At 43.4% G+C, this 15,913-nt stretch carries 16 protein-coding genes; 1 reads left to right on the top strand and 15 read right to left on the bottom strand.

Annotated features, from left to right (window positions below; genetic code table 11):
• Window positions 1–20 precede the first annotated feature (20 nt).
• Complete coding sequence (locus ACJROX_RS07520; protein WP_408010128.1) at window positions 21–1,097, bottom strand: LLM class flavin-dependent oxidoreductase; 1,077 nt, start codon at window positions 1,095–1,097, stop codon at window positions 21–23.
• Between the two features lie 250 nt (window positions 1,098–1,347).
• On the opposite strand from ACJROX_RS07520, the gene ACJROX_RS07515 reads away from it, so the two are divergent.
• Window positions 1,348–2,412 carry a P1 family peptidase gene (locus ACJROX_RS07515; RefSeq protein ID WP_408010127.1) on the top strand — a complete coding sequence of 355 codons (1,065 nt, stop codon included), beginning with the start codon at window positions 1,348–1,350 and terminating at the stop codon, window positions 2,410–2,412.
• Window positions 2,413–2,526: 114 nt separating this feature from the next.
• Here ACJROX_RS07515 and ACJROX_RS07510 read toward each other — a convergent pair whose 3' ends face one another.
• The 14 genes from ACJROX_RS07510 to ACJROX_RS07445 all read right to left on the bottom strand — a co-directional run bounded on the left by ACJROX_RS07510 (window position 2,527) and on the right by ACJROX_RS07445 (window position 15,831).
• Window positions 2,527–3,396 carry a glycine betaine ABC transporter substrate-binding protein gene (locus ACJROX_RS07510; protein WP_408010126.1) on the bottom strand — a complete coding sequence of 290 codons (870 nt, stop codon included), beginning with the start codon at window positions 3,394–3,396 and terminating at the stop codon, window positions 2,527–2,529.
• Between the two features lie 16 nt (window positions 3,397–3,412).
• Window positions 3,413–4,243 carry an ABC transporter permease gene (locus tag ACJROX_RS07505; protein ID WP_408010125.1) on the bottom strand — a complete coding sequence of 277 codons (831 nt, stop codon included), beginning with the start codon at window positions 4,241–4,243 and terminating at the stop codon, window positions 3,413–3,415.
• Window positions 4,243–5,439 (bottom strand): glycine betaine/L-proline ABC transporter ATP-binding protein, encoded by a 1,197-nt coding sequence (locus ACJROX_RS07500; RefSeq protein WP_408010124.1) that lies wholly within the window; start codon window positions 5,437–5,439, stop codon window positions 4,243–4,245. The genes ACJROX_RS07505 and ACJROX_RS07500 overlap by 1 nt, the downstream gene beginning before the upstream one ends.
• Before the next feature lie 37 nt (window positions 5,440–5,476).
• Entirely contained in the window at window positions 5,477–5,947 is a 471-nt protein-coding gene (locus tag ACJROX_RS07495) for a thioesterase family protein (protein ID WP_408010123.1), read from the bottom strand.
• 15 nt (window positions 5,948–5,962) lie between these two features.
• The gene (locus ACJROX_RS07490; RefSeq protein ID WP_408010122.1) at window positions 5,963–6,910 is read right to left on the bottom strand and encodes an L-carnitine dehydrogenase; all 948 of its coding nucleotides are present in this window, start codon (window positions 6,908–6,910) and stop codon (window positions 5,963–5,965) included.
• Between the two features lie 2 nt (window positions 6,911–6,912).
• On the bottom strand, window positions 6,913–7,806 hold the full coding sequence (locus ACJROX_RS07485) for a 3-keto-5-aminohexanoate cleavage protein (RefSeq protein ID WP_408010121.1): 894 nt from the start codon (window positions 7,804–7,806) through the stop codon (window positions 6,913–6,915).
• A 368-nt stretch (window positions 7,807–8,174) separates the two neighbouring features.
• Window positions 8,175–8,711 (bottom strand): TetR/AcrR family transcriptional regulator, encoded by a 537-nt coding sequence (locus tag ACJROX_RS07480; RefSeq protein WP_408010120.1) that lies wholly within the window; start codon window positions 8,709–8,711, stop codon window positions 8,175–8,177.
• Window positions 8,712–9,076: 365 nt separating this feature from the next.
• Window positions 9,077–9,865, bottom strand: a complete 789-nt coding sequence (locus ACJROX_RS07475; protein WP_221563076.1) for an IclR family transcriptional regulator — start codon at window positions 9,863–9,865, stop codon at window positions 9,077–9,079.
• Complete coding sequence (locus tag ACJROX_RS07470; protein ID WP_408010119.1) at window positions 9,866–10,693, bottom strand: alpha/beta fold hydrolase; 828 nt, start codon at window positions 10,691–10,693, stop codon at window positions 9,866–9,868.
• Window positions 10,694–10,754: 61 nt separating this feature from the next.
• On the bottom strand, window positions 10,755–11,540 hold the full coding sequence (gene hcaB, locus ACJROX_RS07465) for a 3-(cis-5,6-dihydroxycyclohexa-1,3-dien-1-yl)propanoate dehydrogenase (protein ID WP_408010118.1): 786 nt from the start codon (window positions 11,538–11,540) through the stop codon (window positions 10,755–10,757).
• 47 nt (window positions 11,541–11,587) lie between these two features.
• Window positions 11,588–12,556, bottom strand: a complete 969-nt coding sequence (locus tag ACJROX_RS07460; RefSeq protein WP_408010117.1) for an MBL fold metallo-hydrolase — start codon at window positions 12,554–12,556, stop codon at window positions 11,588–11,590.
• 88 nt (window positions 12,557–12,644) lie between these two features.
• Window positions 12,645–13,154, bottom strand: a complete 510-nt coding sequence (locus ACJROX_RS07455) for an aromatic-ring-hydroxylating dioxygenase subunit beta (RefSeq protein ID WP_408010116.1) — start codon at window positions 13,152–13,154, stop codon at window positions 12,645–12,647.
• 14 nt (window positions 13,155–13,168) lie between these two features.
• Window positions 13,169–14,479, bottom strand: coding sequence for an aromatic ring-hydroxylating oxygenase subunit alpha (locus tag ACJROX_RS07450; protein ID WP_408010115.1), 1,311 nt, complete (start codon window positions 14,477–14,479; stop codon window positions 13,169–13,171).
• Between the two features lie 56 nt (window positions 14,480–14,535).
• Entirely contained in the window at window positions 14,536–15,831 is a 1,296-nt protein-coding gene (locus tag ACJROX_RS07445) for an MFS transporter (RefSeq protein WP_408010114.1), read from the bottom strand.
• Between the last annotated feature and the right edge of the window lie 82 nt (window positions 15,832–15,913).

Below are 15,913 nucleotides of genomic sequence, written 5' to 3'. Positions count from 1 at the left end.
AGCCCCCTGAGTGACTCTCTTTAAGGTACTAATACTTTTTCTTTTTCCTTTTGGAAAGCTGGCATGATTTGTTGACTGAATAAATCCTGAGTTCGGATTGTCTTCCAATGTTCAATTCCAGCATAAGAGCATAAAAGTGCAATTTCAGACAAGTCTGGACATTTTTCAATGACCTTCTTCACTTTTTCTTTTACTTCATCTGGAGATCCAACCCATACGTATTCGTCATTCAGTAATTTGTGATACGGAATTTCTGCCAACGATTCCAGTGCACCACTTGCATAAAAACCAAAGTCTTTATTAACCAATTCCTCTTTAGATGGGAGGTCTGACATAGGAGAAACATTGCCTTTCATGAATTGCAAAATGTATGGTTCAGCTTCCTTCCGAGCCCTTTCACCGTCATCGTCAAGATACATCGCTTGAACATAAACGATATCAGGGGTATTCCCATGCTCTTTACAAGACTTGCGATAAATATCTAATTGGCCCAGTACATGTTCTAGCGGTAACATAGGGGTAATAAGAACACCCCATCCTTTCTTTCCTGCTAATTCATAGTTATGATTACTTGCTCCCCCTGTAAAGATCCTTGGTTTTTTGGTCGGTCGCGGAACTACCTTTACGTTTTGCACATTGAAATGTTTACCTTGATACGAAAATTCTTTTTCTTCTAATGCTTTTTCAAGGATTTCAAGAGATTCGATAAACCGTTCCCTCGATTCTTCTAGGGGTATGGAAGCCTTCGGGAATACCCAGGCGTGTCCTCGTCCAACAGCAAACTCAAACCTTCCCTCCGTTAAGATATCTGTTACAGCCACTTGCCCAGCAAAGACCATTGGGTTGTGTAAAGGTAAAACGTGAGAACAAGTTCGAAAGCGAATATCCCTGGTTCTTTGGGCAGCGGCAGCATATAGAGCCATAGGATTAGCGGATATTGAAAACTCTTCAAACCAATGATGTTCTAACGTATTGAAAGTACTAAAACCTCTTTTATCTGCATGTTCGATCTGTTCCATAATCTCCTGATAAACCTGCGCATGAGGCTTGTTGTTTTGTTCAGGATTCTGCATTTCCACATAGATTCCAAAATTCATTTTTCTGACCTCCGTTAAATAAGTTAGACACTCTGACATTTTAGACAGAATGTTTTGAATATTAATACTATAAATACATTCTATTTAATCCAGAAAGGTCAAACAATGAATGTTTAGGTCTAAAAAATAATGATTTTTAAACCCTATCGTGCTAATTCCTGGTGTCTAAGATTTTTAAATAAACAAATGCCATTTTGTTTTAAATGGTAGAATAATAGTGCAGACATACATACTTGAAAGGTTGATAGTTATGAAGGGTCAGAAACGGATACGGGATTATGGTGTGAGAATCGGGAAGTTGGAGCCTGGGAAGTTAAATGCGATCACAGATGTGGAAGGTGTGACGGTCGGGCATGTGACGCTTTCGGATGGTGATGTCCAAACTGGAGTAACCGCTGTTCTTCCTCATCAAGGGAATGTTTTTCGAGAAAAACTGATTGCCTCGAGCCATGTGATCAATGGTTTTGGGAAGACAGTGGGGACGATTCAGATGGAGGAGCTGGGTGTTCTTGAGACACCAATCCTTTTGACGAATACATTAAGCATCGGTACTGCAGCTGATGCATTGATCGAATACATGTTGGAACTAAATCCTGAAATCGGCCGTACGACGGGAACCGTTAATCCTGTTGTCGGGGAATGCAACGATATGTACCTCAATGATATCCGCGCACAATATATAAGTAAGGAACATGTTTTCCAAGCGATTGAAAACGCCTCAGTCGAATTTGAAGAAGGGGCTGTCGGTGGGGGCAGAGGGATGCTTTGCTACTCGTTGAAAGGTGGGATCGGTTCGGCTTCCCGAAAAATCAAGCTCGAGCATGGTGAATATACGGTTGGTGTGTTAGTGATGTCGAATTTCGGTATGCTCAGTGATTTACGGATCGATGGAAAGGCAGTCGGGCAAAAGCTGAAGGAACATATCCTCCAGGCAAGGGAAGAAAAGGATAAGGGCTCGATCATGGTCATCGTCGCGACAGACCTTCCTGTTTCTGAACGTCAATTGAACCGGATCATCAAGCGGACGGGAGTCGGATTATCACGTACAGGGTCCTTCATTTCAAATGGAAGCGGCGATGTGGTGATCGGCTTTTCAACAGCGACAAAAATCCCGCATGACAAACCGGATCACCTCCTCTCTTTTCCGACAATCCATGAGGAGGATATGGACCTGGCTTTCCGTGCTGTCGGTGAAGCGGTTGAAGAAGCTGTGCTGAACTCGATGATCACAGCTGAAAAAGTTGTCGGACGGGACGGCAATGTGCGTCCTACTCTGAAGGATCTGATCGAGCAATTCAATATCACAGTGATTTAACTACTCCCTATCGAACTCTTTATCTAGTCATCAATGTTATCTATTTAAATTTTTGCCAACGATAAAAAACCAGCGTCTGGCCGATGCCAGACGCTGGTTTCTTGTTACGATCGATTATTCACCCTTCATTTCTTTTACTTTATCCTGGTTATTCTCGATCCACTCACGGGCGACTTTCTCTGGGTCTTTCCCGTTCTCTTCAATCTCTACGATCATTTTTTCAACTTCATCAATCGAGATGTTCCAATTGCTTAAGAATTCATATGCTTCAGGTGCTTTTTCTTTTAGATCCTTATTGGTAATGACGTACACTGAGGAGGAACCGAAGAATCCTTTATCATCCTCTAGTACTTTCAAGTCATACTTGTTGAACATCGTATGAGGACGCCAGCCGTAGAACACAACAGGTTTTTCTTGGGCCATCAACCGAGTAGCTTCAGCGATCATCCCGCCTTCTGATGAGTTGACTTGTTTCATGTCTAAATCATACGCTTTGATGATTTCGTCCGATTCTTTTGTTGCACTTGCGCCTTCTTCAATACCTAGCATTTCGTTATTAAACTCGTCTTCTTTTCCTTTTAAGTCGGAAATTTTATTAACATCTTCCATGTAGGTTGGAACGACCCAGCCCGTCTTCGCCTCTGGATAACTGACAGCTGTATCTTCTACACTGCTCTTGAATTTGTCCAGATGGACCTGGTGCATCGGAAGCCATGCATCCATGAATACATCTACATCACCACGGGATAGTCCCATGAAAACACCGCCGACATCCGATTTCGTTTCTTTTACGGTATATCCCATGTCCTCTAAAATGAGCACGGCAATTTTCGTCGGAGGAACCGTACTTGTCCATGGCGTCACACCAAATGTAATGGTTTGACCTTCACTTGCTTCTCCGCTGGATTTTTCGTTTGAAGAACAGCCGACGATCAGGGCTGCCAGTGACATCATCATCAATGCTATACATATTATTTTTTTCATATAAATCCTCTCCTTTTTATACTTTTTTGCCTAATCCTTGTGTAATTCGATCAAGAACGATGGCTAATACGACGATTCCTAAACCACCGGTCAAGCCAAGACCGACATTTACGGTCGAAATGCCCGACAGTACCGTTGAGCCAAGGCCAGGCGCTCCGATCATCGAAGCGATGACGGCCATGGAAAGCGCTAGCATGATGGTCTGATTGACGCCAGCCATGATGGTTGGAACCGCCATAGGAAGCTGTACTTTAAAGAGCAGCTGCCTCGGTGTCGATCCGAAAGCTTTTGAAGCTTCGATTACATCGGCTGGTACTTGCTTGATTCCTAGCGTCGTCATCCGAACCGCAGGTGGTGTAGCGAAGACAAACGTCGCGATGACTGCGGGTACACCGCCGAGACCAAATAGCAGGATAGCTGGTATTAAATAGACAAAGCTCGGCAACGTTTGCATAAAGTCCAGGATGGGACGGACGATTTTTTCGACAATTCCATTCGTTGCACTCAGAATTCCAGTAGGTACTCCGACGACAATGGACAGAATCGTGGATACAATGACGACAGCTATTGTTTGCATGGCACCGTCCCATAGATTGACAGACCCTAAATAGATACAGCCGATAAGGGTGAATAAAGCTATGCCTTTACCTGCAAACCTCCAGGAAAGCAGGATGAAGATCAACGTAATGACTTCTGGAGGTATCACCAGCAGCAAGTCAGTCACACCTGTAATGAAGGCGCCCAGACCATTACTGATCTGATTGAAAAAATCACCCATGACTGGTAGCAGCCATTCATTCACAAACGTATTTGTCCACTCTTCCAAAGGCAGATAGAAATAATTCATTATGCTTCCACCTCCTCCTTTTCTTTACCTAAGACAAGGCCTGATAAAATCGATACTCTTGAAATGATACCGATCAGCTTGCCTTCCTCTTCTACGACGATCGGATACTTCGTTTCAGCCGCTATCCCAAGCAAATCATTAAGGGGGGTATGTTTAGACGTCGTATGGACATCCTCGACTAAAACGTCATCAAGCGGAATGTCGTTCTTATAGGCTTTAATCGCATCATCAATCGTGAGCAGCCCTTTGAAATTATCCTCTTTATCAACAACAAAGATGCTGGATGCCCCGGCTTCTTCCATCTTGCGAACAGCCATTCTCGGGCCATCTTTATACGTTGTCAACACTTCCGGCTTTTTCATGACCTGATACGCTTCAAGCACTTTTGAGCGGTCGACGTCTTTTACAAAATTCGAGACATAGTCATCGGCCGGGTTTTCCAATATTTCTTCTGATGTCCCGATCTGAACAATACGGCCATCCTTCATGATCGCGACCCTGTCGCCCAGCTTCAACGCTTCATCCAGGTCGTGAGTGATGAATAAGATGGTTTTCCCCATTTTCTTCTGCAGGTGCAGCAATTCATCTTGCATCTCTTTACGGATAAGAGGGTCAAGGGCACTGAAGGCCTCGTCCATCAATAAAATGTCGGTATCATTCGCGAGGGCGCGGGCTAAACCTACACGCTGCTGCATACCGCCACTCAACTGGTCAGGACGGCTGTTCTCATACCCTTTCAGTCCGACGTCCTCAATGGCTTTCAGGGCCTTCTGTTCTCGTTCATCTTTCTTTACGCCCTGAATTTCCAATCCGTATCCCACATTAGCAAGAACCGTACGATGAGGGAATAGCCCGAATTTTTGGAAGACCATCCCCAGCTTCTTACGGCGTGTTTCGATCAAGGTAGATTGGGACATTTGCGTAATGTCATCCCCGTCAATGTAAACCTCACCAGCCGTCGGTTCGATGAGACGATTTACTAAGCGGATCAATGTCGATTTCCCGCTACCTGAAAGCCCCATAATGACAAAGAATTCACCAGGTTGAACAGCAAAGGAAGCTTGGTTAACCCCAACGGTCATACCGGTATCCTTTAAAATTTGGTCTTTCTTTTCACCGTTTTCTAAACGCTTCAATGCCTGCTTAGGCTTAGATCCGAAAATCTTCGTCAAATTGTTGACTTCAATTTTATTCATCTACTCAGTCTCCTCTCTCGTTGCGAATAAGCGATGGTTAACGCTTGATGCCTATTTGACGACCTGCTTGTTTTGGCTTTTCTAATGAATGGTGGGCTTTTCGTAATTCAGCCACCTTTTGAGCGATCGGTTCAGGAAATGGAGCGGCTCTGCCTGCTTCCATATCGATCCCCATCAACATTTGCTCGCTTGTCGCCACTATTTGATCATTTTTATTTTTCATGACAAAAAAAGGATGAATACGCTTGGCGTCAGCATCCAGTATTTGGACGGACACGTAGATTTCCTCATTTTCATGCGCCTCTTTTAAGTAACAAAGATGGGTTTCCAGCGTAAAGATCGTATATCGATACATTTCCCGGGCCTTTTCATCCAACCCGATATACACCATGAAATGATCAACCGCATGGCTGAAGACAGCCGCATAGGCTGCATCATTCATATGGCCGTTGTAATCCACCCACGCTTTATGCACCTGATCCTTGTAGATCGAAACTGGTTCTAGCATTTTCATCCCTCCTTGTTATTTGTTTACAAGACTCCTAGATTCAGGCCAATACTCTTCTACTAAATCAAGCAGCTTCACAAGAAATTCATTTCGTTTACGCTCAAGATCAGCGACTGATTCATCTCCAGCATAACGTTCACAGCCTTCAATGACTCGTTCCTTCAGTTCATCTGTCAGTTCTGGTGCTTCTAATTTTGTCCATGGCAGCTTGAGTGCCGGGCCAAATTGCTCGAGCATATGACGCATACCTTGCTCTCCGCCAGCTAAATGAAATGTAAGGAATGGTCCCATTTGCGCCCATCGTAATCCAGCACCGTAAATGATCGCTGTATCGACTTCTTCCGTGGTAGCCACCCCATCATTCACAAGGTGAAGGGCCTCACGCCAGAGCGCTTCCATCAAACGATCCGCTACGTGCCCATCGATTTCTTTATGAATGACCAGCGGTTTCATGGATACACGTTCGAAAAATAAGCAAGCCTTCTCAATGACAGATTCCTTTGTAGCCTTTCCACCTACAACCTCTACAAGAGGAAGTAAAAAGACCGGGTTGAACGGGTGGGCTACAATAAACCGCTCAGGGTGCTGCAAACCTGCCTGTAACGTGCTCGGGATGATGCCTGAAGTACTGGAACCAATGATCGCTTCTGGCTTTGCGTGCTGGTCAATCTCCTCCAGCACAGACTTCTTCAATGCTTCACGTTCAGGCACATTTTCTTGTATAAAGTCGGCATGAGCGACCGCTTCCTCGATCGAAGGCATGAATTGCAATCGATCCTGGGAAGCACCTTCGACAAGGCCTTTCTGCTCTAAAGACGTCCATGCATGGGAAACCGCCTTGCGCGTCCGTTGTTCCGCTCCTTCTGCCGGGTCAAAGGCCACGACATCATATCCTTGAGCTAAGAAGCGGGCGATCCAGCCATTCCCGATTACGCCTGTTCCGATTACTGCAATGTTTTGCACCGTTACTCACCTCCTGTATGAGGGGAGCGAAGGTTGAATTTCTCACGAGCTTCTTGTGGTGTCATCGGTTCCAGCCCTTGATTGTGCAACAGCGTGACTGCTTTTTCAACAAGCTGGTCATTTCTCGCCATAACCCCTTTTTTCAAATAAAGATTATCTTCCAAGCCTACCCGGACATTTCCACCGAGCATTGCCGCTTGAACAGCCATCGGCATCTGCATTCGGCCAATTCCAAAGGCTGACCAATGCGCATTTTCCGGCAATCGATTTTTCATATAGAGCATCGTCTCAGCGTCAGCATCCGCTCCCCAGGGAATACCTAAGCAAAATTGAAACATTGGATCTCCATCGATCAGGCCTTCTTGGATCAATTGTTTGGCAAAACGAATATGACCCGTATCGAAACATTCAAGCTCTGGCTTCACGCCGCTTTCCTGGATGAGCTTTGCTTGTTCACGCAACCAATCTGTCGGACTTAAGTAAATCATAGAGCCGAAGTTTGTACTGCCGCAGTCCAGTGTACACATTTCTGGAAGCAGTTCACCTACTGGTTGATGACGTTCAGCTGGTGTCTGGATATCTGTTCCGTCTCCACCAGCTGCAGGCGTAGCCAAACTAGGTATGAAGTCCCCTCCGCCTCCTGACGTAATATTAATGACCACATCAGTCTCTGATTCACGTATACGATCAACGATTTCACGATAGTGGTCGATATTGTGGCTGATCCCGCCTGTTTCCGGGTCACGGGCATGAATATGGGCAACAGTAGCACCAGCTTTAGCCGAAGCGATTGCTGATTCAGCAATCTCCTGAGGTGTAACTGGAACATGCGGATTCTTACCAGCAGTATCTCCTGCTCCTGTAACCGCTGCGGTTAACAATACTTTATGGTTCATCTCATTTCCTCCTTTAGGGTTCTCCTCGCCAAAATTTTACTTTACCATCCGGACGGTTTATTAATCCAATACAAACTGTACCATCCAGACGGTTTTGTTTCAAGGGAATAACATTAATTAACTGAGGAAAATGACTCATTTGCTTGTCCTAAATTGAGGCTCGAGGCTTACTCGCCGTTACGGGGAACAGCTTTATGAAAAATCACAACCAAAGTAACAAAAGATTTTCAGCAGAACATAAAGAAAACCCGGGCTTTGTCAAGACACAGGCGTAGGCTGAGTCTTAGTTCCTCTTATATTGAAGAAAGTATTTATACTTTCTTTAAATGTAAAAAAACTCCACCCATTGGATGGAGAGTGCTTATCGGTTATTCCTCAGTCCATGCTTTTAACGTTCTGTAAACCTCATCTTTTTTCTCTTCCTCGATTTGATAAATATCAAAGAGTTCGGAAAGCCAAATTCCATCGATCGCCAATCGAATGATCGTCGCTTTTACTGGGTCCAGTCCGTCATTCTCAATCTCATGCTGCCAATTGGCATAGGCCTCACGGATCGGTTGCAATAAATCCGAATTGACTGCTTTTGCTGCCAACAGTCCGGCGTTCATGTCTTTATTTTCATAGCTTTGGTTAAAGGTTACATCTAAAAAAGAACGTGTCCATCTGCCTTTGTTCTCTTGATCCATTTCTGCGTTATAGCGAATTTTTTCTTGATAATTTTGGGCCAAATGCTCCACCATCCCCTGAACTAAGGCTTCTTTACTTGGATAATGATAAAGCAATCCGCCTTTGCTGATTCCAGCTTCCTTGGCTGCTGCTTCTAATGTTAAATTAAAAATCCCTTGCTCACTGACTACTTTGGATGCAGCATGAAGAATTTCAACTTTTTTGGAATACCTGCCCATGTATGATCTCCCCTACTATAAAAGTCAACACAATAACTATACTATCCAGACGGTATAGTTTGCAACTATTACTTTTATTCCATTCTCAAATACTTTCTATACGTTTTAACCCATAGTGAGCAAAAAAGGGGCCCCTTCTCTGTTTCTATATCCCACCACATTGAAAACCGGAGTCATGCCTTTCTATGATTAATGAGGAAGATTTGGACTTGGCGATCATCGCAGAAAAAGTCGTCGGACGGACTGGAATGAACGTACTGCTATGAAGGATTTGCTTAAGGCATTCAATATTAAATTGACATAATAAAAAAGTACCAATCTGTCCTTAACGGACTGGTACTTTTAAAGTCTAGGATTTAAAACCTCTATTTAGTAAGACGATAACCCGAAATAGCAGAAAGCTGGTTTGCGGTTTTACGAAGAGCTGGCAAAACAACTTCTTCACTTAAATCATCATCTAATACAGTAACAGGAGCAACTACATTCACAGAAGCAATGACGGATCCTTTATTGTTGAAAATCGGGGCTGCGATAGAACGAATCCCATTTTCGAACTCCTCATTACTTATCGAATACCCTCTCTGCCTTATATTTTTCAATTCCTTCTGAAGCTCCATGATCTCTGTTTTTGTTTGCTCAGTAAATGGCTGCAGTTCTGTACCATATAAAAAATTTTTCAGATCTTCCTTTGGCTGATACGCAAGCAATATTTTGCCCATGGAGGTAGCATGGGCAGGTAGCCTCGAACCAATTGTGACGTTGATCGTAGTGACCCCTTTTCCTGGTACTCTAGCAATATACGCTACTTCCCTGCCATCTAAAATACCAATATGGACTGAAGCACCCGTTTTATCTCTAAGCTCTTCCAGATAGGGCCTCGCAATTTCAGGAAGCTGCATTCCGTTCAAATACGCAAACCCTAACTCCAACACTTTTGGAGACAACTCATACCGCTTAGTATTTTCATCTTGGTACAAGTATCCCATCGTTTGGAGTGTATACAACAGTCGAAACGGGGTGGTTCTGCTTACCCCTAAATTGTTTGCGATTTCAGCTAACGAAAGAGTTGGCTTGTCTTCATTAAACATTTTTAATATTTCCAAACCCCTCACCAGAGAATTTGAAAGATATCGATCCTTCTCTTCATTTGACACTTATGTTTTCATCTCCTTTTTATACTTTCCATCTGACTGACATTCCTGCAAGAATTGAATGACGCATGAATTAAATAAAGCAGGCTCTTCCTGGTAACATAAATGCCCTGTCTTTGGAATGGTAACAAGTTCGGAATTGGAGATTTTTTTGTGAATGATTTTCGATTCACTGACAGGTGTTACCTTGTCTTCTTCACCACATATTATGAGTGTTGGGACATTTATTTGCGGATATAGATTCATTTGGTCGGCATGGTACAACGAATAAGCAACAGACCTATATCCCGCAGGCCTGACTTGTGACATGATGTATGCCGCTTGATTTCGAACCTCCTCTGAAGCATAAGGAGAGAGCAGATTCGGCACTCTTTGTTTTGCTAGCTCCTCAGGAGACATCCTCTCAATAGAAGATAACCTGCTATTTAATCTTCTTTCATTTTCTTCATCATTCAGAGCAGCTGAACCTCTTGTAGTATCCGCTAAAATTAACGCTTCTACAAAACATGGATATAGGTTGACAAAATCGATCGCGGTTGCAGCACCCATAGAATGTCCGAGAAGGTGTACTTTCTCTAAGTTTAACTTATCCAGGAACTTTTTAAGTATTATTGCAAACTCTTTAAATTGGGTAAGGTCTTTTGAAGGGTCCGAACTTTTTCCATATCCCGGAGCATCCCAAGCAATAACTGTATAGCATTTTTTAAGAACTTCTATCTGTTTTCCCCATGATTGAGAATTATTTCCCATACCATGTAGTAATACTAACGGGGCTCCTTTCCCCTCCCGTTCATAATGAATGGTTAAATCATCCACTTGTACATAAGGCACTTAAGTCACCTCCAATTATATATGAAAAACAATCAATGTTAAATCTTTCCTTTCCCGAAAACTAACATAGCCCCCGTACACCGAGACCTCCATCACTCGAGATTACCTCTCCGGTAATGGCCCGTGATTGGTCTGAGGCGAGTAGAACATAGCTCGCAACATGATCTTCTGGTTCCATCGCGATCTTTAATGGATTCCTGTTTTTAATGCTCTCTTTTCTATCGTTGGAAGTTTTAGATATACAATATGGCCTCAGAGTTGGCGTAACCGTCAATTCCGTAATGGTTCCACCTGGAGCTACACCATTGACCCGGACATCCGGTGCTGCCTCAAAGGCCAGCTGGCGGATCAACCCAAGTCCTGCATGTTTACTTGCTGTATAAAGTGTCCCTCCTCCATCTGGGTAGAACGAAGCACCTGAAACCGTAAAAATCATGTTTCCATTTGTCTTCGCTAATTCAGGCAATGCAGCTCTTGCACCGAACAGATAACCCTTAACATTGATCGAGAAAAGTTCTTCGTACGCTTCACTCAAAACATCAGGCTTCAAATCAATCAGTTTGGTAAAACCGTCGAACACACCAGCATTTGCAACGAAAATATCAAGCTTGCCAAAAGCGCTCACAGCTGATGAAACGGCTTGTTCATTATCTTGATAGTGTCTTACGTCTCCACAATATGTTGTAATGCGGTCATCGTATTTTTGCTTAAGCAATGCCAATCTTTCCTCCGAAAGATCGAACACGCATACCTTCGCCTTTTCATTTATGAAACGTTCAACTATAGAGCCCCCTATCCCGGCACCTCCGCCAGTAATAAGCGCAACTTTCCCTTCCAAACACCCCATTCATTACCTCACTCCTTCTATGCTAAGCATCGTTGTAACCGTGATCCTTATTCAAAATTTTTCATGTGAACATCTACCTCGTCTCCAACATCAATAGACATAAGATCCTCTCCTACGACAACTGGTCCGGAATATGTCTTTTGAGTTCTACCAAGCAAGTCAGCCTCTTCTTCAGTAAGCCCACCAAGCAATACAATATGCGTATAAACAGCAAGCTTGGGTTTTACCTGGGTAAACACTTTACCTGCCTCTTCAGGGGTTGTATGGAGAGAAAGGATATTTGATATGGCTTCTGAATTTTCTGCATCATCTGGCCTTGCTGCAGCAACTTCATGTACGATTACATCAGTACCTTTTGCAAACTGAATTAAATTTTCATTGTATCTAGTATCTCCTGAGATGACCACTGAATGTCCATTGTAATTGATCCGATAGCCATAACTTGGTTCGATTGATTTGTGATCCACCAAGAAAGCAATCACTTCAATGCCGTCCTGTTCATAGACGACACCTTGCTTTATATCTTGTGCTTCAACACCCAAACCTTCAGTGTTTTCATTTCCTGATTCATATCTAGCATCAATATCAGCAGCAAAAGCTTTTTCCATATGGGACATCATCTTTTTTGTACCCTTTGGCCCCCAGATTTTAAACGGTTGCTCCCTTTTTCCGGCGGTTGGCAAAGCACCTGTCAGCCAAACATCAGGAATCCCTACCGTATGATCCGAATGTAGATGAGTCAGAAACAACTTATCTACTTTTCCAGGAGCTACGTTTGCCTGATCCAGTCTGAGAGCAGTACCACGTCCTGCATCAAAAAGCAGCTTTTCATCCCCGACCTCTACAAGAGTTCCAGGTCCAAAACGGGACATGCTTAAAAGAGGAGAACCAGTTCCTAAAAGGGTGACTTTAAAGTTCGATTCATGATCCGATTTTCCAAGTAACGGTGATGACAATGTTAAAAAGCTAAATGAAATCAACAAAAAGATGACAGAAATAACAGAAATTTTCCTCACTCAACTACCCTCCGCATATATTTCGTGTAGACGATTCCACTAGTTCGGCATGCACTAGTGGAACCCCCTCGAAGCCCTGCCAGTTTTTTTATACAAATATTGCTAGATTACGTGTATTCAATGTTGTCTGGTCTACGAGGAAAAACCGTTTTGATAGTTTCCATCTGCCGTCGGCAAACTTGAATTCATCTTGGCGTTCACCTGAAATCAAGTCGTGATGTATGTCCGTCGATCGACTTCTATAAATGAGCAAGTAGCTGCGGACAACCGCTTTTTCATTTTCCACATAGTCGAGAACACGCACATTGCTGACAAATCTCCGTGTACGTGATGGAGGCATTTCCGCCCAAGCATATTCCGTCTTCAGTCGATCCACTCTTATTTTCATCGTTTCGATGTCATCCTGAAATGCAAACATGTCAACGGAATAGTCCGGACGTTCCATTCCTTCCTTGTTCACGCGGACAGGCATTTCGTATTTCAAATCGGAATGCATCAGATCGAACCATCCGTCAAAGTCGATTTCATCAAGAAGTTTGGCTTCATCATATAACCATTGCTCAAATTCATATTTTGTCAGTACCTTCCCGATATCCATATCTGATTCCCCCTTTATGCGTTCATCAAGTCTAACCAGTACGAATAATAGTTCCGCGAACCCGCTTCGGTGAATTTATCCGGATACACAATGCCAGGTCCGATAAAGTCATCGACCGGCTCCCTATGCATCCCCATCGTATAATTGTAATTGAAATTCTTTGCTGCAGGGATTGTCCCTGATGCTGCCTGGGTAATGTCTGTAAACACTTCTGTATCATCTTGTTCAAAAATGCCTGATGGACTGAATGTCAGGATGTACGATTCACGCGAGCGGTTCTTCCAATCTTCAGATGCGTTTTTATCGACAAGGAACCATGTCATGACCTCCATCTTATCGTGGGCAATCGGTTTCCATAATCGGAGTGTCGTATTGGAAATGAGCTTCCCTTTTATTTTCGTATGGGAAATAAGAAACGATAAATTCGGAAATACCGTGCCGATCATGTTTTTAACCTTTGACATCAACTCGAACTGGTCGGCTGATAAATTTTCCTTGTACTCTGGAATGAGTTCTTCTGGGAACGCGAAATCCGGATTCGGCATCCCTATGTTACAGCCATGACCGTTTTCAACATGAACCTGGTATCCTTTTTTTGAATAAACCGCATTTGGCACCATTCCTAATTTTGCAATCGATCCGTGCGTAACCATCGTATGATAGGAATCACTGACAAAATTATCAGAACCGATCTTCCATTGGGAATGGACGATGAATTTCTGCGGTGGTCCTACGACCTCCATCTCTGCACGACCGACCACGATATCAAGATACCATTTGAAATCACCGAGAAAATCGGATAAAGGCTCGGGATCCTCATTCCACGTTCCGAAAATCAATCCTTTGTAAGTAGCCAACGTCACACCATGCAAGGACATTTGATCCAAATCGAGCTGACCTCCATAAATGTCCTTCTGGAGCGGTACCCCGATCAAGTCACCGTTGTTTTTAAACGTAAAGCCGTGATAGGGACATGTGAACTGGCCTTTGTTCCCTTTATCTGCACGGCAAAGCTTCATACCGCGATGTGTACACATGTTGTAGAAAGCACGGAGGACACCATCCTGCCCTCTTGAAACAATGACTGAATATCCAGCCAAATCCCTTGTAATGAAGTCTCCCTTATTGGGAACCTCTGATTCGTGTGCGAGGAATACCCATGTTTTCATGAAAATTTTTTCATGCTCCAGCTTGTTGACATTTTCATCTCCCATGATGAAAGCAGGGATGATTCCTTCCTCAGGCCGAACGGTCTCCATTAAATAGTCGGCCAGTTGTGTACGTGACATCTCGTCCAAGTGTACATCTGTTTTCGTATCGATCATCTGAATTACCTCCTGCCGTTCAATATCATTCTCTTCTATCAATCTTTTTTTTTGAATTATGCACTATAATCGGTGAGTCCCTGTCGCTCTAATTCTTTATTCAGTAAATTGACTTCCTCTGCCTCTTTCTTCAATGTAAACAGATAAGCTATGAAACCTAACCCTGCGACTAGAATCATCAAGATGATAGAAGGCCCGAAGTCTCCCCCGGATAAATCTCTCATCCAACCCATGACATAGCTTGCGAGTCCTCCAAATATATTGGTGAATCCCATCAGTCCAGCTGCACGACCTGCTGTTTCTTTCGTAGAATATTTTACGATGAATAAGTTACTAAGGTGGAAGACACCACCCATCGTACCCATAGCTAGCCCTAAACATAAACCGGCTATGATCGGAATCGATGTGGTAGACGCTACTGTCAAGAACGTTGCGCACAATATGAACAAGATGGTGGCCAATAAACTAGGACGTTTGGTTTTATCCGATAAGAAACCGCAAATCAGAACAAAACCTAGTGCGAACATCCATGATAATGAAGTGATTCCAGTCATTGATTCAACATCAAAATTTTTTGCCTGTACTAAATACGTTGGAAGCCATATACTGATCCCGAAAAAAAGAAATGAAGCCATAACCATTCCGAACCAAACAATCCAGAAACGGAAATCTTGTGCAAAATTCTGTTTGGTGACGCTCTTGTCAAAAGACTCGGTTTTTCGAATATGGGCTAATTCCTCTTTACTGACTCCTGGATGTTCTTCCGGCTTGTTTCGCGTCAGGAACAAGAACATCGGGATATTGATAAGCAAGTTGCATAGCGCAAGGAAAAAGAAAGATGCGTGCCAAGTCAATGTTGAAATAATAAGTGTCAGGAATACAGCACCGATTGCTGGTCCAAGGTAGTTACCGGTTATCCAAGAAGCTTGTGCACGTCCAATTTCATTTCTGTTAAACCAGCTTGCGATGAACTTTCCTGACACTGGAATCATCATCCCTTCACCGATACCAAGGATGATCCGACTCCACATGAACATCTCATAAGAGTTGGCCATTCCTGCCATCACCATCGTAGCTGTCCAGACGGCTACACCCAAAAGTGCTGTCTTCCTTGCACCGAGTTTATCGATGACAAACCCCCAGAAAACATTCGAAACGGCGTAGGCTACCATAAAGATGAACGTTAAAAAGCCGATTTTTGCATTCGCACTGGAACCCGTGAGACCAAGGTCATTCAAAAATCCTGGATCGGTTTGTACGATTGAAATCCCTAGCTTATCAATTTGTCCGAAGAACCAAAAGAAAAATATTGGCATCGCAATATAAAGCCATCGTTTTTGCGTACTTACCATCGTTACAACCTCCTTTTCAATATGAGAGATTTTCATTTATTCTATAAAGCTATAGATCTTTCCAAATATCAAACTATGGACT

Origin of the sequence: Pseudalkalibacillus sp. A8 (assembly GCF_045920555.1) — a bacterium.
Taxonomy (GTDB): domain Bacteria; phylum Bacillota; class Bacilli; order Bacillales; family Fictibacillaceae; genus Pseudalkalibacillus.
The sequence above is the reverse complement of the archived record's forward strand: the minus strand, read 5'-3'. Positions and strand labels throughout refer to the sequence as shown.